We start from the raw sequence: 21,641 nt of genomic DNA on the forward strand, positions 1-21,641 counted from the left end.
GGCCTATATATGCAACTAACTGCCAAGCCGTTCGTTCGCACGCAAATGTCCGACGCACTTGTGTCGCGACTAACCGCTGGCAGATAAATGGCGCATATTGGGCATGCTGGCGGCGATTGGAATGCCGCGCCGCCAACCGGTGCGTACGGGCATCGCGCGGTTGCTGCACCAGGTTGCTGCAGTGGAGTCGTGCACGCGAGGCAGGGCAGTTTTCATACACCTTGCTTGACCTGCAGTATCTGAACGCGCGTATGGGCGTGCCCCGATGATTTGGCTACACTGATCTGGTCCTGAAAGCGGATTGCCGGGCTGATCCACCGCGCGCCGTTTGCGCACTGGCAATTCACGCGCGGCGACCGCTCTCCGTCGAATTCGACTCTCGCCGGATCTTGCCTTCACAACACGATCGGTTGACTCTTCCAACATGGCACTCGATCCTCTCTATCCTCGCGATCTAACCGGTTATGGCCGGCATCCGGTGCAGGCCGACTGGCCGGGCCAGGCGCGCGTTGCGGTGCAGTTCGTCCTCAACTACGAAGAGGGCGGCGAAAACTGTGTGCTGCACGGCGATAGCGCCTCCGAGCAGTTCTTGTCGGAAATCGTCGGCGCTGCCGCGTACCCCGCGCGTCACATGAGCATGGAATCGATCTACGAGTACGGCTCGCGCGTCGGCGTATGGCGCATCCTGCGCGAGTTCGAGAAGCGCGGCCTGCCGCTCACGGTATTCGGCGTCGGCATGGCGATCGAGCGTCATCCGGAACTCGGCCGTGCGTTCGTCGAACTCGGTCACGAGATCGCGTGCCACGGCTATCGCTGGATCCACTATCAGGACGCGACGCCGGAACGCGAAGCCGAGCATATGAAGCTCGGCATGGAAGCGATCGAGCGCGTGACGGGCGTGCGTCCGCTCGGCTGGTACACGGGCCGTGACAGCCCGAACACGCGCCGTCTCGTCGCGGAATACGGCGGCTTTCTCTACGACTCCGACTATTACGGCGACGATCTGCCGTTCTGGATGGATGTGGAAGTGACGGGGGGCAAGACCGTGCCGCAACTGATCGTTCCGTACACGCTCGACACGAACGACATGCGCTTCGCCACGCCGCAGGGCTTCAACACGGCGGACCATTTCTTCGCGTACCTGCGCGACGCCTTCGACGTGCTCTACGAAGAAGGCGACGAGGCGCCGAAGATGATGTCGATCGGCATGCACTGCCGGCTGCTCGGCCGCCCGGGGCGGTTTCGCGCGCTGCAACGCTTTCTCGACCATATCGAGCAATACGATCGCGTCTGGGTGGCGCGCCGCGTCGACATCGCGCGTCACTGGCGCACGCATCATCCCTACCAGCCGCGCGCTCGCCGTGCCGCCACGTGAAGTTGCCACGTGAAGTTGCCACATGAAGACCATGGACTACACCCTCGAACAGCTTAACCGTGCCTCGACCGAAGCCTTCGTGGCCGCGCTTTCAGGCATCTTCGAGCACTCGCCATGGGTGGCCGGGGCTGCTGCCGTAGAGCGTCCGTTCGCGAGCGTCGAGGCTCTGCATAGGGCGATGTCGCAGGCCGTCAAATCTGCGGGCGAGACGAAGCAGCTCGCGCTGATCCGTGCCCACCCGGAACTTGCGGGCAAGGCGGCGGTGCGCGGCGAACTGACCGCCGAATCGACACGCGAACAGCGCGGCGCGGGCCTGAACCAATGCACGCAGGAAGAGTTCGACAAGCTGCAGTCGCTTAACCGGGCGTATCGCGAGAAGTTCGGCTTCCCGTTCATCCTCGCGGTACGCGGCTACGACCGCCAAGGCATCATCGCGAACTTCGAAGCGCGCGTGAACAACAGCCGCGCCGACGAAATATGCGCGAACCTCGACGAGATCTATCGCATTGCGCGCTTTCGGCTCGACGAGTTGATCGACGCTTGATGCGGCGCTTTTGCGCTATCACCGGACAGACAAGAAGGAAGACGACGATGGCACTCCCGACTCTTGATTCCAACGCTCCAGAATTCACCCGCCGCTATGTGAATCTTGCGGACCCGCGCCTCGGCGCGCAGGCGCTCGAAGCCAGCGACGAATTCTTCGCGCCGAAGGAGCGCATGCTTAACCCGGAGCCGGCTGTCTTCGTCCCGGGCAAGTACGACGACCACGGCAAGTGGATGGACGGCTGGGAGACGCGGCGCAAGCGCACGATGGGCTACGACTGGTGCGTCGTGAAGCTCGCGCGCCCTGGCGTCGTCAAGGGGCTCGACCTCGATACCAGCCATTTCACCGGCAACTATCCGCCCGCGGCATCGGTGGAGGGTGCGTATGTGCCCGAAGGCATGCCGACGGCTTCGACGCCGTGGTTCGAGATCGTGCCGTCTACGTCCCTGACAGGCAACAGCCACCACTATCTTGAAGCCGCCAGCGGCCAGCCGTCCCAGCCATACACGCACGTGCGGGTGAACATCTATCCGGATGGCGGCATTGCGCGTCTGCGCGTCTACGGCCAGCCGCAGGTGGACTGGAACGGCGCGAGCCGCACCGAACACTTCGACCTTGCCGCCATGGCGAACGGCGCGTACGTGGTCGCGGCGAACAACCAGCACTTCGGTCTCGCGTCGAACATGCTGATGCCGGGCCGCGGCGCGAACATGGGCGACGGCTGGGAAACGCGCCGCCGCCGCGAGCCGGGCAACGACTGGGCGATCATCGCACTCGCACATCCCGGCATCATCAAGAAGATCGAAGTCGATACCGCGCACTTCAAGGGCAACTATCCCGACCGCTGCTCGGTACAGGCTGCGTGCGTGACGGGAGGCACGGACAGTTCGCTCATTACGCAGGCGATGTTCTGGCCGGTGCTGCTCGGCGAGCAGAAGCTGCAGATGGACGCACAACACAGCTTCGAAAGCGAGCTGGCCGCGCTCGGCCCGGTCACTCACGTGCGTCTGAACATCATTCCGGACGGCGGCGTGTCGCGCCTGCGCCTGTGGGGTACGCTCGCGTAAGCGGGCTGTGAGAGGACCATGAGCAACCCGACGCAACGCTCCGGCTCGACGCTAGCCGTCGAGCTGCTGACGCGCGCTGCGTTCGCGCCGTTCGGCGATGTGATCGAACTTGAAGGCGCGAACGCGTTTCCGATCAACCTCGGCACGACGATCCGCTATCACGATCTCGCGAAGGTGGACGTGACGGACGAGGGCGGCCGCGCGCTCATCAATCTCTTTCGCGGCGAAGCGCGCGTGCTTCCGTTCGAGGTGAAAATGCTCGAGCGTCATCCGCTCGGCAGCCAGGCGTTTTTGCCGCTCGATAGCCGTCCCTATCTGATCGTCGTGGCGCCCGTGGGCGATCTCGACGTCGCAAAGATTCGCGCATTCGTGACCCACCGCTGGCAAGGCGTGAACTACGCGAAGGGCGTGTGGCACCATCCGCTGATCGCGCTCGGCGAAGCGAGCGACTTTATCGTCGTCGATCGCGGCGGCGCGGGGCACAACCTCGACGAGCAGGATCTGCCCGAGTCGCTCTGGATAAACGAAGACGCTGTGCGCGCCGCGCGGCGTTGAAGCCTCGCGCAATGCCGCGCAGCGTGTAAAACGCCGCGTGATTTGCCGGGTTGCGGCGCATTTTCTTCTCGCACGCGGCCCTTGCTGCCTTACCTCACTATCTCGTCGCGCCGCCTTCGAACCAGGCGGCAATCTTCTGGCGTTCGTCGTCGGTCATGTGCGTGATGTTGGCGAGCGGCATGACCTTCAACTGCACGGCCTGCCGATACAGACGCTGGGCGTTCTGCGAAATCTCGTCGGGCGTATCCAGCATCACGCCAGCGGGCGCAGCGCCGATCAGCGTCGGATGGGCCGAATGGCATGCCACGCAACGGGCCTGCACGATCGGCTGGATATCGGCGAGTTTCAGTTTCGGCGAGTTGGCCGCTTTGTCCGCTTTAGCCGCTTCCGCCTGCGGCACGACCGGGCGCGGCAGCGTCCAGAAGAGGGCGGCGAACATCAGCGCGATGCCGCCGAGCGGCAAATACCACAACACGCGGCCGCGATGGCGCATCACGAAGAACTGGCGGATCAGCGCACCGGCCAGCATGATCAGCGCGAGCACGACCCAGCTGTGCGGGTGCGAATAGGTCATCGCGTAGTGATTCGACAGCATCGCGAACACGACCGGCAGCGTGAAGTACGTGTTGTGCACCGAGCGTTGCTTGCCGCGCTTGCCGTAAGCAGGGTTCGGCGCTTCGCCCTTCAACATGGCGTCGACCATCTTGCGCTGGCCCGGGATGATGACGAAGAACACATTCGCCGACATGATCGTCGCGAGCATCGCGCCCATGATCAGATACGCGGCACGCCCGGCGAAGATGTGGCAGGCGAGCCAGGCCGCAAGCAGGACGTAGACGCCCACGCATACGCCGAGCAGCGTGTCTTTCGTGCCGAGCAGGCGGCACAGCGCGTCGTAGACGATCCAGCCCGCGGCGAGGAAGCCGAGCGCGGAGAAGATCGCGACGGCCGGGCCCATGTCGAGCACGCTTTTGTCGATGAGGTAGGCGCCGGGCGCGAAGAGATACAGGACGGTAAAGAGCGCTGCGCCCGAGAGCCAGGTTGTGTATGCGGGCCACTTCGACCAGTGCAGATCCCCGGGCATTTCGGGCGGCGCGACCGTGTATTTCTGCATGTTGTAGAAGCCGCCGCCATGCACGTGCCACAGTTCGCCGAATACGCCGCGCATGCGCTGGTTCGGATCCGCAGGCGGCTTGAGGCTGTTGTCGAGTGCCACGAAGTAGAACGATTCGCCGATCCAGGCGATCGCGGCCACGACATGGAACCAGCGCAGGGCGAGATTCAGCCAGTCGGTGATGAAACCCGTCATCAGACCTGCCATAAAGCGCCTCCACTCCTGATTCGTTGCGCGCGCAACACCTCGTGCGAATTGCAGGCGCGGTGCCTGCTTCAGCGCCGGATTCGGTGCCTCGTGCGTTTGGCAGCTGCCGTGCGAAGCGCTTGCGCCGCCGGTCTCGTGTGTATGGTGTGGCGACGATGGATTGCCGGATGGGGGGAGCGCGCCTAGCTGCCGCGGTAGGTGCTGTACGACCAGGGCGAGACGAGCAGCGGCACGTGATAGTGCGCGTTGGCGTCTGCGATCCCGAAGCGCAGCACGACGCGGTCGACGAAGCGCGGGTGCGGCACCTGCGTACCGAGCGAGGCGAAATAGTCGCCCGCATGGAACACGAGTTCGTATTCGCCGGCCGCGAACGCCGCGCCTTCGAGCAGCGGTTCGTCGCAGCGGCCGTCGTCGTTCGTCGTGACGGTTTTCAGTGCGCGGCGCGTATCACCCGCGAGCGCGAAGAGTTCGATTTTGATGCCCGTGCCGGGACGGCCATTCGCGGTGTCGAGCACATGGGTGGTGAGCTTGCCCATTCGCAGTTTCCTCGTGTCCAGCCTGTTATGCATACGCGACGTTCAACGCATTGTAAGAACCATCGTGGCGTAAGCGGGTAGACGATAGTGAAGATAAGTCCTTCAGCATGAGTGACGTGACGCGATGCAGCACGCGGGCACGCGCGCGCTCTGCGCGGATTCGCCGTGGTTTCGGCATCGTTCGATGCCCCGGTGGCCGTCGAAGCGATGCATAAATACGACCTTTACAGGGCTACGCTCAATCTGTGTATCGTCGCTTGCATGAGTTGCCAGCGCAATTTTGATCGTCGAAGGTCGATCGCCTCGCATCGCTGACTCATCGACCCTCCGGGTAATAAATCCGGGCTGATAGATCGAATTTATCGGTACATCGTTTTCAATATAAGGGAGGGAATCCGTCGAGGGCAGCTTGCGCCAGAACCCCCCGCGTCACGTGGCCTGGCGGGATTTAATGCCTCTCGACTAACGCCCGTCTAACAGGTATCGTCACCCCCGCGCGACGGCCCCGTCATCGGCCGGTCGCGGCCTGGCTGCCCCGAACGGTGCGGGGGCAACCACTCCGTGCGGCATGCGCGGGCATAGAACTCGAATAGCAGTAACGTACTTCGGCAGAACCTTCATGGGCGATTCTTCTTCACGTCAGGCGGCGGGCACGGCTTCCGGAGCAGCTTCCGGGAGCGGCATTGTGCCGCGTCTCGCGCTCACGGGCATCACGAAGCAGTACCCGGCAGTGCTCGCGAACGACGACGTCACGCTCTCGGTCGCGCCCGGCGAGATTCACGCGCTGCTCGGCGAAAACGGGGCGGGCAAAAGTACGCTCATGAAGATCGTCTACGGCGCGGTGCGGCCCGATGCGGGCGAAATCCGCTGGGAAGGGCAGCCCGTCGACATCGCGAACCCGGCCGCCGCGCGCAAGCTCGGCATCGGCATGGTGTTCCAGCACTTTTCGCTCTTCGAGACACTCACGGTCGGCGAGAACATCGCGCTCTCGCTCGACGAGGCGTTCGATCTCAAGGCGCTCGCGAGGCGCATCAGCGAGGTGTCGGCGCAATACGGTCTCGACGTCGATCCGCAGCGCCACGTCCACAGCCTGACCGTGGGCGAGCGGCAGCGCGTCGAAATCGTGCGCTGCCTGTTGCAGAACCCGCGCCTGCTCATCATGGACGAGCCGACCTCGGTGCTTACGCCGCAGGCCGTGCGCAAGCTCTTCGATACGCTGCGGCGGCTCGCATCGGAAGGTTGCAGCATCCTCTATATCAGCCACAAGCTCGACGAAATCCAGGAACTCTGCGACACGGCCACGGTGCTGCGCGGCGGCAAGGTGACCGGTAATGTGACGCCGCGCGAGGAGACGCATGCGTCGCTCGCACGCCTGATGGTGGGGCGCGATTTGCCCGACTACACACGCCGGCCGCACACGCCCGGCGACGTGCAGCTCGACGTCAAACATCTCTCGATGCCGAGCGCCGATCCGTTCGGCACTTCGCTCGCCGACGTGACGTTCGCCGTGCACGCGGGCGAGATCTTCGGCATTGCGGGCGTGTCGGGCAACGGCCAGGCCGAACTGCTCGCCGCGCTCTCCGGCGAGGCGCATCTGGGCCGCCATGTTCCGGCCGATGCGGTGACGATCTGCGGCGAACCCGCAGGGCGGCTCACGGCGGGCGAGCGTCGTCGTCGCGGCTTCGCATTCGTGCCCGAAGAACGGCTCGGGCGCGGCGCGGTGCCCGAGATGTCGCTATCGGAAAACGCCTTGCTGACCGCGCACCGCGAAGGCATGGTGCGCTCGGGCTGGCTCAGGACGGGCGCGATGCGCGCATTCGCCCAGCGCTGCATCGACGCCTTCGACGTGCGCTGCGGCGGTCCCGACGCGCACGCGGCGAGCCTTTCGGGCGGGAATCTGCAGAAGTACATCGTCGGGCGTGAGATCCTGCAGACGCCGAAGGTGCTCGTCGTCGCGCAACCCACATGGGGCGTCGACGTGGGTGCGGCGGCGTTCATCCGTCAAGAGTTGCTCGATCTTTCGGCGCGCGGGGTCGCGATACTCGTGATCTCGGAGGAGCTCGACGAGTTGTTCGACATCTGCGACCGCATCGCGGTGCTCGCGGGCGGGCGGCTCTCACCCGCACGGCTCACCGGCGAGACGAATGCCGAGGAGATCGGACGCTGGATGGCGGGCTTGTTCGGCGAGCGCGCGGCAGGCGGCGAGCCGCCCGCGGCCCCCGCCGCGTCCGGGCCTGCGGCGCATGTCTGAGGCACATGTCTGACGCGCGGCGCGCGAAGCGCTGGCAAGGCAGCGTTGGCGTCGAGCCGAAACGGGCGGCTTGCGCACTCCGGCGCTGATCCCGGCGCTTGAACCTGGACTGAGCCTGGATCGAGCCCGAATTGAGCCTGCCCTGCGCGGCGACCAAAACCGAAAACCGACACACCCGGACTGAACACCGATCACACCATCATGATTTTTCCGTTTCGACTCGAGGCCCGCACGGCGCCGTCCCGCACGGTGCGCATCGCCGTGCCGCTGATTGCCGCGCTGCTCACGCTCGCGATCGGTTTCCTGATCTTCGGCCTCGTCGGGCGCGACCCCGTGCAGGCCATGCACGCGTTCTTCATCGAACCGCTCTCGACCATCAATGGCTGGTCGGAGCTGCTGCTCAAGGCGTCGCCGCTGTGTCTGATCGCGCTCGGCCTCGCGGCGGGCTATCGTGCGAACGTCTGGAACATCGGCGCCGAAGGGCAGATGGTGCTCGGCGGCATCGCGGCAAGCGGCGTGGCGATCTACTTCGACCAGTCGACCGGCTGGTGGATCCTGTTCCTCATGATGATCGCGGGCGTGCTCGGCGGCATGGCCTGGGCGGCGATTCCGGCGTGGCTCAAGAGCCGTTTCAACACAAACGAAATCCTCACGAGCCTGATGCTCACCTATGTCGCGACGCAGGTCCTGATCTGGCTCGTGAGCGGCCCGTGGCGCGATCCGAACGGGATGAATTTCCCGCTCTCCGAGATGTTCAGCGGCGACGCGCTCTATCCGACCTTCGGCGGCGACTGGCGCATTCACTGGCTGCGCGGCACGCGCCTGAATGCCTCGATCTTTCTCACGCTCGCGGCGATTCCGCTCGTGTGGCTCTTCCTGCGCCGCAGCTTCGCGGGCTACCGCATGAGCGTGGGCGGGCTGGCGCCGCTGGCCGCGCGCTACGCCGGTTTCTCGGAGAAGAAGACGATCTGGACCTCGCTGCTGCTCTCGGGCGGCCTCGCGGGCCTTGCGGGGATGGGCGAGATCGCCGGTCCGATCGGTCAGCTTCAGGCGACGTGGTCGCCGGGCTACGGCTTCACGGCGATCATCGTCGCGTTCGTCGGGCGGCTGCATCCCTTCGGCATCGTGCTCGCCAGCCTGCTGATGGCGCTGCTCTACCTCGGCGGCGAGGCCGTGCAGACTTCGCTGCAACTGCCCCAGGCGCTCTCGGGCGTCTTTCAGGGCCTGCTGCTGTTCTGCCTGCTCGGCGCAGATCTCTTTGTGAACTACCGCGTACGCCGCCGTCATCCGGTCGCGACGAGCCACTGATTTTGATTCGGGCATAACGATATGGATATCCAGCAAGCCAGCTCGCTCACGTCGAGCGCCGTGACGGCCGCTATCCCGCTCATGTTCGCGGGCATCGGCGAACTCGTCACCGAGAAGTCGGGCGTGCTCAACCTCGGCGTCGAAGGGATGATGCTGATGGGCGCCGTGAGCGGCTATGCGACCACGACCGTGACCGGCAGTCCCTGGCTCGGGCTCGTTGCGGCGATTGCGGCGGGCATGGCGATAGCGCTGCTCTTCGGCTTTCTCACGCTCACGATGCTCGCCAACCAGGTGGCCACGGGGCTTTCTCTCACGATTTTCGGGGTCGGCCTTTCGGCGTATGTCGGCAAGCCGTACACGTCGGCAGCGAACCCCGCGACCATCGCCGCCTGGCCGATTCCCGGGTTCTCGCATCTGCCTGTCGTCGGTCCCGCGCTGTTCAACAACACGCCGATCGACTATCTCGCGTTCCTGATGTTCGTCATCGTCGGCTGGTTCCTGTACCGCACGCGCGCCGGGCTCGTGCTGCGCTCGGTCGGCGAGTCGCCGCAGGTCGCGCACTCGGTGGGTTTTCCCGTGATCGGCGTGCGCTACGGCGCGACGCTGTTCGGCGGCGCGATGGCGGGCCTCGCGGGCGGCTACTACTCGGTCGTCCAGTTGCACCTGTGGCAGGAGCAGGTCACCGCGGGCCGCGGCTGGATCGCACTTGCGCTCGTCGTGTTCGCCACCTGGCGGCCGGGGCGCCTCCTGATCGGCGCGCTGCTCTTCGGCGCGGTGACCGGGCTGCAGTTCTATGCGCAGGCCATCGGCGTGCCGGTGCCGACACCGTTTCTCGCCATGCTGCCGTACGTCGCGACGATCGTCGTGCTGGTCCTGATTTCGCGCAACCCGAACACGATTCGCCTGAACGCGCCGGCCTCGCTCGGCAAGCCGTTCTTCGGCGCCGCCTGATACTCCATCGAAAACGCAGTATTACCATCCAAAACAGGAGATCCATGATGAAAAAAACCATCCTGACGGCGGTCGCCGTCGCCGCCGCGTGCGGCACGGCGGCGCTCGTGCCGTCGGCCAATGCGGCCGATGTGCCGGGCGTTGCGTTCGTCTACATCGGCAATCCGGGCGATGCCGGCTGGACGTTTGCGCACGATCAGGGCTCGCGCGTGGCCGAAGCGAAGTTCGGCAACAAGATCAAGATCACCCGCATCGAGAACGTGCCGGAATCGGCTGACTCGGAGCGCGTGTTCCGCGATCTCGCGAACAAGGGCAACAAGATCATTTTCGCCACGAGCTTCGGCTATCAGGATTTCGCGCTGAAGGTGGCGAAGGATTTCCCGGACGTCACGTTCCTGCACGCGACCGGCTACAAGAAGGCGTCGAACTTCGGCACCTATGACGTGCGCATGTACCAGGGCGCGTACCTCGCGGGCGTCGCGGCAGGCTACGCGACGAAGACGAACACGCTCGGCTTCGTGGCGTCGGTGCCGATCCCCGAAGTGGTGCGCAACATCAACGCGTACACGCTCGGCGCGCGTTCGGTGAACCCGAAGGTCCACACGAAGGTCATCTGGATCAACAGCTGGTTCGATCCGGGCAAGGAAAAGCAGGCGGCGGAAACGCTGATCGGCCAGGGCGCCGACGTGCTGCTCCAGAACACCGACTCGAGCGCGACGCTCGCGACGGCTGAAGAGAAGAAGGTCCACGCGTTCGGCTGGGATTCGAACATGCAGAAGTTCGGCCCGCACGCGCACCTCGGCTCGGTCGAGGCGAACTGGGGCGTCTACTACGTCAACGCCATCCAGCAGGTGATGGACGGCAAGTGGAAGAACGACCCGGTGTGGTGGGGCATCCCGCAGAAGGCGGTCGATCTGGGCGACGTGAACACGTCCGCGCTGCCGGCTGACGCCGTGAAGGCAGTCGCCGCGAAGCGCGCAGCGATCGCGGGCGGCAAGTGGGACGTCTTCACGGGCCCGATCAAGGACCAGACGGGCGCAGTGAAGGTGCCGGCCGGCAAAACGCTGACCGATACGGAACTGCAGCGCCTGAACTGGTACGTCGAAGGCGTCGACGGCTCGCTGCCGAAGTAAGCCGACGCAGCCGGCATGCACACGCGGCCGCGCGTAGCCTTCGGGCTCGCGCGGCCGTTTGCGTTTGAGGCGCGCCTGGGTTGCGCTTCGGTAGGGCCCGGGTTGAACCGGGTTGAACCTGGGGCAGCGAGGCGGCTGCGCCGCTCAATCGTCGATGCGCAGCCCGACCTTGATCGTCACCTGCCAGCGCGTGATCTTGTCGTCTTCGACGAGGCCGCGTGTCTCGGTCACCTCGAACCAGTGCAGATTTCGCAGCGTCTTCGACGCACGGGCAATCGCGCAACGGATGGCGTCGTCGCTCGATTCGGTGGACGAGCCGGTCAGTTCGATCTGCTTGTAGACGTGATCGTTCATGATGGTGTCTCCTCACGGTCCGCGGGTAGGTCAATCGAGTATAGGCAATTGCGGCCCGGTATCATGGCGCTCCGCGCCGCACAAGGCGCGACGGGCGAACGACGCTGGAGGTGGTCAATGATGGACAGGCAGGAACTGGGATTTTGCGGACCGGGGCTGATGGGCGCGCCGATGATCCGCCATCTGCTGGGCGCGGGCCATGCGGTGTGCGTGTGGAACCGCACGCGCGAAAAGGCCGAGGCGCTCGTCGCCGACGGCGCGCGCGTTGCCGCGGCGCCGCGCGAACTGGCGCAGCACGCTGAAATCGTGCTGCTGTGCGTCGCCGATGCGGCGGCGGTCGAGGCGGTCGTGTTCGGCGCCGACGGGCTGCTCGGCGCGCAGTGCGACAAACAGGGCGATCCGGCTGACCGCACGCGCATGCGCTGCATCGTCGACCATTCGAGCATTCCGCCCGACGCCACGCGCGCGCTTGCCGCGCGGGCAGCGGCGCGCGATGTCGGCTGGGTCGATGCGCCGGTCTCGGGCGGCGTCACCGGCGCGCAGGCGGGCACGCTTGCGGTCATGGCGGGCGGCGCGGACGCCGACATTGCACTGGTCGCGCCGATCCTCGCCGCGTACTCGGCGCGCGTCACGCATATGGGGACGGTAGGCGCGGGTCAGACGACCAAGCTGTGCAATCAGGCGATCGTCACGGCGACGGTGGCCGCGATTGCCGAAGCGGTGAGTCTCGCGCGGCGCAGCGGCATCGATGCCGCCAGGCTGCCGGAGGCGCTCGCGGGCGGCTGGGCCGACTCGGCGCTGCTGCGCACGTTCGTGCCCCGCATGACGCAGGACGGGCTCGATCCGATCGGCGCGCTTAAAACGTTCCAGAAGGACGTCGACACGATTGCCGCCGCCGCGCAGCAGACCGGCACGCCGATGCCTGTTTCCGGCACGGTTCAGCAGTTGCTGCGGCTTGGTGCGGCGATGGGCCTCGCACAGGCCGATCTTTCGGGCTTCATCGACGTGTTGCAGACGCCGCGTAGCATCGCGCGGTGACGTGGCGCAGCGGCGGCGGGGGCGGGGGCGGGCGGTTGCGATCCGGCCCCGTGCGTTGCGGCGCTTGTTTCTGGGCTTGTCGTTGCGGCTTTGCCGCGCCGTTTTTCTGCGACGCCCATGCATCGTTCAAACGCTGCGCGCGGTTCGCACGCGGCTTGCGGCTCGTACCGAGGTATCAGGTGCCCGCGAACTAGCATAACCTGATAAAATTACAGGTTTTTCGTCGATCTACTTTCAGGGGCGCGCTGTGCTCTCTACCGCCAACATCACCATGCAATTCGGGCCGAAGCCCTTGTTCGAGAACATCTCGGTCAAATTCGGCGAAGGCAACCGTTATGGCCTGATCGGCGCGAACGGTTGCGGCAAGTCCACGTTCATGAAGATCCTGGGCGGCGACCTCGAACAGAGCTCGGGCAACGTCGTGCTGGAGCCGAACGTGCGTCTGGGCAAGCTGCGCCAGGACCAGTTCGCCTACGAGGACGTGCGCGTGCTCGACGTCGTCATGATGGGCCACACCGAAATGTGGGCCGCGATGACCGAGCGCGACGCGATCTACGCGAACCCCGAGGCCACCGACGACGACTACATGGCGGCGGCCGATCTCGAAACGAAGTTCGCGGAATACGACGGCTACACGGCCGAAGCGCGCGCGGGCGAACTGCTGCTCGGCATCGGCATCGGCACGGAGTTCCACAATGGCCCGATGAGCGGTGTCGCGCCGGGCTGGAAGCTGCGCGTGCTGCTTGCGCAGGCGCTGTTCTCGAAGCCGGACGTGCTGCTGCTCGATGAACCGACGAACAACCTCGACATCAACTCGATCCGCTGGCTGGAAGATGTTCTGAACGAGTACAACTCGACGATGATCATCATCTCGCACGATCGTCACTTCCTGAACCAGGTCTGCACGCACATGGCGGACATGGATTACGGCACGCTGAAGGTCTATCCGGGCAACTACGACGACTACATGCTCGCGTCGGCGCAGGCGCGCGAGCGCCAGGCCGCGGCGAACGCCAAGGCGAAGGAGCGCGTGGCAGACCTGCAGGACTTCGTGCGCCGCTTCTCGGCGAACAAGTCGAAGGCGCGTCAGGCCACCAGCCGCCTGAAGATGATCGACAAGATCAAGATCGAGGAATTCAAGCCCTCGTCGCGCCAGAACCCGTTTATCCGCTTCGAGTTCGAAAAGAAGCTGCACAACATCGTCGTGGTGGCCGAAGAGATCACGAAGCAGTACGAACGCACGATCTTCAGGAAATTCGGCATCAGCGTGCAGCCGGGCGAGCGTATCGCGATCATCGGCGAGAACGGCGCGGGCAAGACCACCCTGCTGCGCTCGCTGCTCGGCAACCTGGCACTCGACGGCGGCTCGGTGAAGTGGGCCGAGAACGCGAACGTCGGCTACATGCCGCAGGACACGTACGAGGAGTTTCCGGGCGACGTCACGCTGATGGACTGGATCGACCAGTATCGCCAGGAAGGCGACGACGAGCAATCGGTGCGCGGCACGCTCGGCCGTCTGCTCTTCAACGCGGACGACATCAGAAAGTCGGTGAAGGTGCTCTCGGGCGGCGAGAAGGGCCGCATGATCTGGGGCAAGCTGATGCTCGGCCGCCACAATGTGCTGCTCATGGACGAGCCGACCAACCACATGGACATGGAGTCGATCGAGTCGCTGCAGATCGCGCTGGAGAAGTTCGAAGGCACGCTGATCTTCGTGTCGCACGACCGCGAGTTCGTGAATGGTCTGGCCAACCGCATCATCGAAGTGAAGACGGACGGCACGATCAACGATTACAGCGGCAACTACGAGGACTTCCTTGCTAGCCAGGGGCTGCATTGAGCAACCATGCGCTGGCGTGAATGCCACGCGGGCGGCGCGAAAGCGTCGCCCGTTTTTTGTATGCGCGTGAAACGTCAGTCAGTTGCGTTTGCAACCAGCATTGATGACGCGCGGCGGGGATTGCGGGGCGCGGCTTAACGGCGCACGTGTCATGCGGCGGTGTGGCGCGGCGAGTGAAGAAGCGGGCCGATCGACATCGACGCCGCCATGTGAAAAATTGCCGCGCCGCTCGGCGGCTGCAAGTAGTCAGGCAAGGGCCGGGAGAGCGGGAAATACGGCCTGGAAGCGTATCTGGAATCCGAATCGACGCAGTTCAAAGCCCCGAATTCTGATCGCAAGTGGCTTTGGTGTCGGTGCAAATATTTTCGTGCGTCGTGTTGATTAACATCACGTAAAGAAGTGTTACTGCGACAGTCTGTGCACTTGCTTGATGGTTATCAATATCATATGTTGGCAGCGCGCGACCATTCTAACTTTGTTACATACCACGCAGGTCATCATGTTCCCTAATCACTCCTTCGCTCCGCTCCAGATTCGAGGCCGTCGGCTGCTGCCGGTCGTCCAGGGCGGCATGGGCGTCGGCATTTCCGCCCACCGCCTGGCGGGCAGCGTCGCCCGCGAGGGCGCAGTCGGCACCATTGCGAGCATCGACCTGCGTCACCATCACGCCGATCTCCTCGAAGAATGCCGTGCCAACCCCGGCCATGACACGCTGGCTAACGCGAACTTGACCGCGCTCGGGCGCGAGATCGATGCGGCGCGCAAGTTGAGCGGCGGCAACGGCATGATCGCGGTCAATGTGATGAAGGCGGTCGCTGCGCACGCGGATTACGTGCGCTCCGCCTGCGAGAACGGCGCCGATGCGATCGTCATGGGCGCGGGTCTGCCGCTCGACCTGCCGGAGCTCACGCAAGGTTGCGATATCGCCCTGATCCCCATTTTGTCGGACGCGCGCGGCGTCGCGCTCATCCTCAAGAAGTGGATCAAGAAAGGCCGGCTGCCGGACGCTATCGTCATCGAGCATCCCGCTCACGCGGGCGGCCACCTCGGCGTCACTTCCATCGAAGACATGGGCAACGAGCGCTTCGAGTTCGACCGCATCCTGGCGGAACTCGAAGAGGTCTATAAGACGCTCGGCATTACGCGTGCCGACGTGCCGCTGATCGTCGCGGGTGGCATCAACAGCCACGAGGCCGTGCGAAAATGGCTTGAAGCAGGTGCAAGTGGCGTGCAGGTGGGTACGCCGTTTGCCGTGACGGAAGAGGGCGATGCCCATCCCAACTTCAAGCGCGTGCTTGCCGATGCGAAGCCTGAAGATATCGTCGAGTTCGTCAGCGTGACGGGACTGCCCGCACGTGCCGTCAAGACGCCGTGGCTCGAGCGCTATCTGCGCAACGAAGCGCGCGTGCGTGCGAAGATCGGTTCGATCAAGCTCGCATGTCCCACCACGCTGGAATGCCTCACGGCGTGCGGCTTGCGTGACGGTATCGAAAAGTTCGGTCACTTCTGTATCGATACGCGTCTTGCTGCCGCACTGCGCGGTGATGTGGCGAATGGTCTCTTCTTCCGCGGCCGCGAATCATTGCCGTTTGGCAACGCAATTCGCAGCGTGCGCGATCTCCTTGAACTCCTTCTGACGGGAGTGACGCGGCCTGCGGTCGCATGCCGTGCGGCGTTTGCCCTGACTTGATCTGACTCAATCCCGTAACGTGGTATGCCCCTGAAAATAAAAAGGTCTTTTAACAAGACCAAAGAAAACAGGGCTTACCACAATGAAAGATTGCATCAAAACTCTCGCGGCTACGGCTGCACTGGTCCTTGGGACTACTACATTTGCGGCAGCACCGGCCATGGCGGCCGACGCATCCGGGCCCGTTCGCACCGGCCTCGCTGCAGGTGACGTGCTCGTGCGTCTGCGGGCTATAAGCATCATCCCGCAGTCCAGCGCAAGCGGATCACTCGACGGACTTGGCGCGCAAGTCAACAACTCCATCGTGCCGGAACTCGACTTCACGTACATGGTGACGAGCAGCATCGGCGCCGAACTGATTCTTGGCACGTCGCGCAATCAGGTCACGTCGAAGATCGGTGACCTTGGCGGTGTTGGCGTGCTGCCGCCGACGCTCTTGCTGCAGTACCACTTCAACCACGCAGGCAAAGTGCGGCCGTACGTCGGCGCGGGTTTGAACTACACGCTGTTCTACAACAACGGTCTGCATGCAGGCGCCGGTGGTCCTCCGGTTCACATCGACAACCACAGCTTCGGTCCGGCGCTGCAAGCCGGTATCGACGTCGACGTCACGAAGCGGGTGTTCGTGAACGCCGACATCAAGAAGATCTGGATGCGCACGAGCGCATCGGTCGACGGCGCGCCGCTCGGCATGCTGAGGATCGATCCGCTCATCGTCGGTGTCGGTGTCGGTATGCGCTTCTGAGACGCACGCACCATGCAAAAAGCGCCGGCTATGTCCGGCGCTTTTTTTTCGTCAGGCGCGGATCAGGCGCGGATCAGGTGCGATCTTTCTGGAAGCGCATCGCGGTGCCTTCGCGCTCGATGCGTTCCCAGACCGCGCGCTTCTCTTCGTCGGTCATGAAAACCCAGTTGGAGACTTCCATCGCCGTGCGGCCACAGCCTTTGCAGATTTCGTCGAAAAGGGTGGAACAGACGCCTATGCACGGGCTGTCCGGAAGATCGTGGAGGTTGGATGCCATTGAAGGAGCCTTGAACGGGGCGGCGAGCATCGGTGCAATGAACCGTGCCCTGCCGTCCACGGATAAAAACCCCGCTATGTTAGCCGATACCGGCGCGGGCCCGGTTCATTGCACCCGATGCCCGGCTGGCATCGCCCAGTACGCATGCAGCACCTTGTCGGTGTCTGGTGTGCGCCCGTGCGCGAGGTTCGTCCAGGAGCCGGTCGCCCTGTCGGGAAATATCGGGGATGTAGCAGGGCGGCGGCCTTTGGCGCCCGCGCTCCCGGAGCATCGAGGCCGCGCGCCGGGCGGCGCGTCGCACGAAAACAGCACGGACAGAATTTTTGATGAACACGTGCGCAGAACGGGCTAAAATTGCGCGCGATTTACCTTCAGACCAGGCGCTTGCGCGGGGCTGTCCCGTTTGCGCGACAGGGCGGCGTTTTCTTTGTCGTCTAACATGTTTGATGGTAGGTTTCGTAAATCTCAGGGGGGCCGCGCCTGGCGCGGCACGATGCGAGGCAGACGGCCAGCGCGGGCTGGCCAGGATCGGAGAACGGAATGAAAAGACGGGTGGTGACACGACTGGCCGCGCTGGCGCTTTGCGCGGCGCCGTGGGTGGCGTCGGTGGCGAAGGATACGCAACTGAACGTGTACAACTGGTCCGACTACATCGCCTCCGACACGCTTCCGAACTTCACCAGACAATCCGGCATCAAGGTCAAGTACGACAACTACGATAGCGACGACACGCTGCAGGCCAAGCTCCTCGCGGGCAATTCGGGCTACGACATCGTTGTGCCGACCAGCAACTACGCGGGCAAGCAGATTGCCGCCGGCATCTTCGCGCCGCTCGACAAGTCGAAGATCCCCAATCTGAAGTACCTCGATCCCCAGCTGATGGCGCTCGTCGCCGGCGCGGATCCGGGCAACAAGTTCGCGGTGCCCTGGGCGTACGGCACGACCGGCCTCGCGTACAACGTGACCAAGGTGCAGCAGATTCTCGGCAAGGACGTGCCGCTCAACAGCTGGGACATCCTCTTCAAGCCGGAGAACATTTCGAAGCTGAAGTCGTGCGGCGTCTCCGTGCTCGATGCGCCGGACCAGATGTTCGCGGCCGCGCTGCATTACATCGGCAAGGATCCGATGTCGACGAATCCGGAAGACTATCGCGCCGCGCTCGCGATGATGAAGAAGATCCGTCCGTACATCACGCAGTTCAACTCGTCGGGCTACATCAACGATCTGGTCGGCGGCGACATCTGCTTCGCCTACGGCTGGTCCGGCGACGTCGTGATCGCCAAGCACCGCGCGATCGAGGCGAAGAAGCCGTACAAGATCGAGTACTTCATCCCGAAGGGCGGCGCGCCGATCTGGTTCGACGTGATGGTGATTCCGAAGGATGCGCAGCACAAGGACGCCGCGCACGAGTGGATCAACTACATCGAGACGCCGCAGGTCCACGCCGCCATCACGAACTCGGTCTACTATCCGAGCGCGAACGCGGAAGCGCGCAAGTACGTGAACAAGGACATCGCAGACGATCCGGCCGTCTATCCGCCGCCGGAAGTCCTGAAGACGCTGTTCCTGCTCAAGCCGCTGCCGCCTGAGATCCAGCGTCTGCAAACGCGCCTGTGGACCGAGTTCAAATCGGGCCGCTAAGGCGAGCCCCGACAGCCAGCCTGTTCCCCCGAGCCCCCGACAGACCGCCGGGGGCTTTGTTCGTCAACACCCGTCCAGCGACAAGACAGGGCAGAGAGAATCATGAGTGACCAATCGAGCGCACGGGCTGCGGCCGGCGCGCTGCCTTCGGGCTCATCCGCCGCAGGGACTTCTGCGGATAACTTCGTGCAGGTCATCGACGTCGTCAAGAAGTTCGGCGAGACAGCCGCCGTGAATAACGTCAGCCTTTCGGTCAAAAAGGGCGAACTGTTTGCGCTGCTCGGCAGCTCGGGCTGCGGCAAGTCCACGCTGCTGCGCATGCTCGCGGGTCTCGAAACCGTGACCTCCGGCAAGATCCTGATCGACGGGGAAGATCTCGCGACGCTGCCGCCGTATCGTCGGCCGGTCAACATGATGTTCCAGTCGTACGCGCTCTTTCCGCATATGACGGTCGAGTCGAATGTCGGGTTCGGGCTGCGCCAGGAAGGCGTGAAAAAGGGCGAATTGACCGAGCGCGTCGCGGCGGCGCTCGAACTCGTGCAGATGTCGCGCTACGCGAAGCGCAAGCCGCATCAGCTTTCGGGCGGCCAGCAACAGCGCGTCGCGCTCGCTCGCTCGCTCGTGAAGCGCCCGAAGCTGCTGCTGCTCGATGAGCCGATGTCCGCGCTAGACAAGCAGATTCGCCAGCGCACGCAGATCGAGCTCGTGAACATTCTCGACACGGTCGGCGTGACCTGCATCATGGTCACGCACGATCAGGAAGAGGCGATGACGATGGCGGGGCGCCTCGCCGTCATGAGCGAAGGCGAAATCGTCCAGCTCGGCACGCCGAACGAGGTCTATGAATTCCCGAACAGCCGCTTTTCGGCGGAGTTCATCGGCTCGACCAATCTCTTCAGTGGCACGGTCGTCGAGGATGAACCCGATCACGTCTACGTCGATTCGCCGGACCTGTCCGTGCGTCTGTACGTGAGCCACGGCATTACCGGCCCGCTCGGCATGCCGGTGACGATTTCGGTGCGCCCCGAGCGCATCGCGCTCACGCGCAAGCCGCCTGAAGGCACCTACAACTGGGGGCGCGGCGAAGTCATGAACGTCGCGTACATGGGCGGCTACTCGCTCTATCACGTCAAGCTCGATTCGGGCAAAACCGTGGTCGCGAACGTATCGAGCCTCGCCATCTCCGAGATCGAATCGCCCGGCTGGGGCGACGAAGTTTATGTGCGCTGGAGCGCGTCGGCAGGGGTGGTGCTGACGTCATGAGCGTGGTACTGAAGAAAATCGTAAGCTGGCCCATCAGGCGCTTCAAACTGACCGGCAGCACGGCGGTCGTGGCAGGACCGTTCATCTGGCTGTTGCTGTTTTTCCTTGTGCCGTTCATCCTGGTCGTGAAGATCAGCTTTGCGGACCAGCAACTCGGCATTCCCCCGTATACCGAACTCGTCTCGTTTGCCGACGGCGTCGTGCATCTCGCGCTCGACCTGTCGCACTATGCGTTCCTGTTCCAGGACAGCCTGTACTTCGCGACGTACGTCAATTCGGTGATGGTGGCCGCGATCTCGACACTGCTGTGTCTCCTGATCGGCTACCCGATGGCGTACTACATCGCCCGCTCGAATCCTGCCTCGCGCAACATCCTGATGATGGCGGTAATGCTGCCGTTCTGGACTTCGTTCCTGATCCGGGTCTACGCGTGGATCGGCATCCTCAAGAACAACGGGCTGTTGAACAACTTCCTGATGTCGACCGGGCTGATTCATACGCCGATCGAGCTTTATCACACGAACACGGCCGTTTATATCGGCATGGTCTATTCGTACCTGCCGTTTCTCGTGATGCCGCTTTACGCCCATCTCGTGAAAATGGATCTGACGCTGCTCGAAGCCGCCTACGACCTCGGCGCCAGGCCGTGGCGCGCGTTCATCGAGATCACGCTGCCGCTGTCGAAGAACGGCATTATCGCGGGGTGTCTGCTCGTGTTCATTCCGGCTGTGGGCGAGTACGTGATTCCTGAGTTGCTTGGCGGCGCGAATACGCTGATGATCGGCCGCGTCATGTGGAACGAGTTCTTCGATAACGCCGACTGGCCGATGGCCTCCGCCGTGACCTGCGCGATGGTGCTGCTGCTGCTCGTGCCGATGGCGCTGTTCCAGCATTTTCAGGCGAAGGAACTGGAGGGTCGCGGCCGATGAAAACCAATCCGGTTCTGCGGTACATCGCACTCGGCCTCGGCTTCGCGTTTCTCTACATCCCGATCATCAGCCTGATCGTTTTCTCGTTCAACGAGTCGAAACTCGTGACGGTGTGGACGCGCTTCTCGATACGCTGGTATCAGGCGCTCGTCACCGACGACGAACTCATCGCCGCCGCATGGCTATCGCTGCGCATCGGCCTGATGACCGCATTCGCCTCGGTCGTGATCGGCACGTGGGCGGGCTTTGTGCTCGCTCGCATGGGGCGTTTTCGCGGCTTCACGCTCTACACCGGCATGATCAATGCGCCGCTCGTGATCCCCGAAGTCATTCAGGGCATTTCGCTGCTGCTGTTGTTCGTGGAAATGGGCAAGCTGATCGGCTGGCCTGCGGGGCGCGGCGTCTTCACGATCTGGATCGGCCACGTGATGCTCTGTATCTCGTACGTCGCGATCATCGTGCAGTCGCGCGTGCGCGAACTGAACCCGTCGCTCGAAGAGGCCGCGCTCGACCTCGGCGCGACGCCGTTCAAGGTGTTCTTCACGATCACGCTGCCGCTCATCTCGCAGGCGCTGGCCGCGGGCTGGCTGCTGTCATTCACGCTCTCGATCGACGACCTCGTGCTGTCCGCGTTCCTTTCCGGCCCGGGTTCGACGACGCTGCCGCTCGTCGTATTCTCGCGCGTGCGTCTGGGCCTGAATCCGGAGATGAATGCGCTCGCGACGCTCTTTATTCTCGTCGTGACGATCGGCGTCGTGGTGGGCAACTACTTCATGCAGCGCGCGGAGCGCAAGCGCATGGCGTTGGCCGTCTGAAGCAGGGC

Annotated in this window: 20 protein-coding genes; 16 read left to right on the forward strand and 4 right to left on the reverse strand. The window is 63.9% G+C overall.

From position 1 onward, the window contains the following. The first annotated feature begins 424 nt into the window (after positions 1–424). Genes puuE through Q0L30_RS09735 form a run of 4 tightly spaced genes read left to right on the forward strand, consistent with a single transcriptional unit; the run spans position 425 to position 3,541 of the window. Positions 425–1,375, forward strand: coding sequence for an allantoinase PuuE (gene puuE / locus Q0L30_RS09720; protein WP_296654391.1), 951 nt, complete (start codon positions 425–427; stop codon positions 1,373–1,375). Between the two features lie 22 nt (positions 1,376–1,397). Next, positions 1,398–1,919 carry a 2-oxo-4-hydroxy-4-carboxy-5-ureidoimidazoline decarboxylase gene (uraD, locus tag Q0L30_RS09725; protein ID WP_296654392.1) on the forward strand — a complete coding sequence of 174 codons (522 nt, stop codon included), beginning with the start codon at positions 1,398–1,400 and terminating at the stop codon, positions 1,917–1,919. Between the two features lie 47 nt (positions 1,920–1,966). Beyond that, entirely contained in the window at positions 1,967–2,986 is a 1,020-nt protein-coding gene (gene alc / locus Q0L30_RS09730; RefSeq protein WP_296654394.1) for an allantoicase, read from the forward strand. 18 nt (positions 2,987–3,004) lie between these two features. Then, a complete protein-coding gene (locus Q0L30_RS09735; protein ID WP_296654396.1) occupies positions 3,005–3,541 on the forward strand; it encodes an ureidoglycolate lyase in 537 nt (178 codons plus the stop codon). A gap of 97 nt (positions 3,542–3,638) precedes the next feature. On the opposite strand, the gene Q0L30_RS09740 is transcribed toward Q0L30_RS09735, so the two are convergent. Together Q0L30_RS09740 and uraH are read right to left on the reverse strand one after the other, a co-directional pair. Continuing rightward, entirely contained in the window at positions 3,639–4,850 is a 1,212-nt protein-coding gene (locus Q0L30_RS09740; RefSeq protein WP_296654744.1) for a urate hydroxylase PuuD, read from the reverse strand. A 194-nt stretch (positions 4,851–5,044) separates the two neighbouring features. Beyond that, complete coding sequence (gene uraH / locus Q0L30_RS09745) at positions 5,045–5,398, reverse strand: hydroxyisourate hydrolase (protein ID WP_296654398.1); 354 nt, start codon at positions 5,396–5,398, stop codon at positions 5,045–5,047. Positions 5,399–6,017: 619 nt separating this feature from the next. Here uraH and Q0L30_RS09750 point away from each other — a divergent pair. From Q0L30_RS09750 to Q0L30_RS09765, 4 genes are all read left to right on the forward strand, one after another. Then, positions 6,018–7,649 carry an ABC transporter ATP-binding protein gene (locus tag Q0L30_RS09750; protein ID WP_296654400.1) on the forward strand — a complete coding sequence of 544 codons (1,632 nt, stop codon included), beginning with the start codon at positions 6,018–6,020 and terminating at the stop codon, positions 7,647–7,649. Positions 7,650–7,850: 201 nt separating this feature from the next. After that, positions 7,851–8,957, forward strand: coding sequence for an ABC transporter permease (locus Q0L30_RS09755; RefSeq protein ID WP_296654401.1), 1,107 nt, complete (start codon positions 7,851–7,853; stop codon positions 8,955–8,957). Between the two features lie 21 nt (positions 8,958–8,978). Further along, on the forward strand, positions 8,979–9,908 hold the full coding sequence (locus Q0L30_RS09760; RefSeq protein WP_296654403.1) for an ABC transporter permease: 930 nt from the start codon (positions 8,979–8,981) through the stop codon (positions 9,906–9,908). 44 nt (positions 9,909–9,952) lie between these two features. Next, positions 9,953–11,041, forward strand: a complete 1,089-nt coding sequence (locus Q0L30_RS09765) for a BMP family ABC transporter substrate-binding protein (protein WP_296654404.1) — start codon at positions 9,953–9,955, stop codon at positions 11,039–11,041. A gap of 144 nt (positions 11,042–11,185) precedes the next feature. Here the strand turns inward: Q0L30_RS09765 and Q0L30_RS09770 are convergent, their stop codons facing one another. Further along, positions 11,186–11,395: a dodecin gene (locus Q0L30_RS09770; protein ID WP_296654406.1), complete on the reverse strand. Its 210-nt coding sequence runs from the start codon at positions 11,393–11,395 to the stop codon at positions 11,186–11,188. Between the two features lie 117 nt (positions 11,396–11,512). Here Q0L30_RS09770 and Q0L30_RS09775 point away from each other — a divergent pair, with 117 nt between their 5' ends. From Q0L30_RS09775 to Q0L30_RS09790, 4 genes are all read left to right on the forward strand, one after another. After that, positions 11,513–12,433 carry an NAD(P)-dependent oxidoreductase gene (locus Q0L30_RS09775; RefSeq protein ID WP_296654408.1) on the forward strand — a complete coding sequence of 307 codons (921 nt, stop codon included), beginning with the start codon at positions 11,513–11,515 and terminating at the stop codon, positions 12,431–12,433. Between the two features lie 247 nt (positions 12,434–12,680). Then, positions 12,681–14,273 (forward strand): ABC-F family ATPase, encoded by a 1,593-nt coding sequence (locus Q0L30_RS09780; RefSeq protein WP_296654410.1) that lies wholly within the window; start codon positions 12,681–12,683, stop codon positions 14,271–14,273. 499 nt (positions 14,274–14,772) lie between these two features. Then, positions 14,773–15,963, forward strand: a complete 1,191-nt coding sequence (locus tag Q0L30_RS09785) for a nitronate monooxygenase family protein (protein WP_296654411.1) — start codon at positions 14,773–14,775, stop codon at positions 15,961–15,963. Between the two features lie 82 nt (positions 15,964–16,045). Continuing rightward, positions 16,046–16,708, forward strand: a complete 663-nt coding sequence (locus Q0L30_RS09790; protein ID WP_296654413.1) for an OmpW family outer membrane protein — start codon at positions 16,046–16,048, stop codon at positions 16,706–16,708. 73 nt (positions 16,709–16,781) lie between these two features. Here Q0L30_RS09790 and Q0L30_RS09795 read toward each other — a convergent pair whose 3' ends face one another. Then, positions 16,782–16,985 (reverse strand): DUF1289 domain-containing protein, encoded by a 204-nt coding sequence (locus Q0L30_RS09795; RefSeq protein WP_296654746.1) that lies wholly within the window; start codon positions 16,983–16,985, stop codon positions 16,782–16,784. Between the two features lie 540 nt (positions 16,986–17,525). On the opposite strand from Q0L30_RS09795, the gene Q0L30_RS09800 reads away from it, so the two are divergent. The 4 genes from Q0L30_RS09800 (at position 17,526) to Q0L30_RS09815 (ending at position 21,633) form a co-directional block, all read left to right on the forward strand. Continuing rightward, the gene (locus tag Q0L30_RS09800) at positions 17,526–18,626 is read left to right on the forward strand and encodes a polyamine ABC transporter substrate-binding protein (RefSeq protein WP_296654414.1); all 1,101 of its coding nucleotides are present in this window, start codon (positions 17,526–17,528) and stop codon (positions 18,624–18,626) included. 102 nt (positions 18,627–18,728) lie between these two features. Continuing rightward, positions 18,729–19,889, forward strand: a complete 1,161-nt coding sequence (locus tag Q0L30_RS09805; protein WP_296654416.1) for a polyamine ABC transporter ATP-binding protein — start codon at positions 18,729–18,731, stop codon at positions 19,887–19,889. Next, the gene (locus tag Q0L30_RS09810) at positions 19,886–20,818 is read left to right on the forward strand and encodes an ABC transporter permease subunit (protein WP_296654417.1); all 933 of its coding nucleotides are present in this window, start codon (positions 19,886–19,888) and stop codon (positions 20,816–20,818) included. The genes Q0L30_RS09805 and Q0L30_RS09810 overlap by 4 nt, the downstream gene beginning before the upstream one ends. Then, a complete protein-coding gene (locus Q0L30_RS09815) occupies positions 20,815–21,633 on the forward strand; it encodes an ABC transporter permease subunit (RefSeq protein ID WP_293041501.1) in 819 nt (272 codons plus the stop codon). Before Q0L30_RS09810 ends, Q0L30_RS09815 begins: the two co-directional genes overlap by 4 nt. Positions 21,634–21,641: the final 8 nt, after the last annotated feature.

Origin of the sequence: Paraburkholderia sp., assembly GCF_024281035.1 — a bacterium.
Lineage (GTDB): Bacteria > Pseudomonadota > Gammaproteobacteria > Burkholderiales > Burkholderiaceae > Paraburkholderia.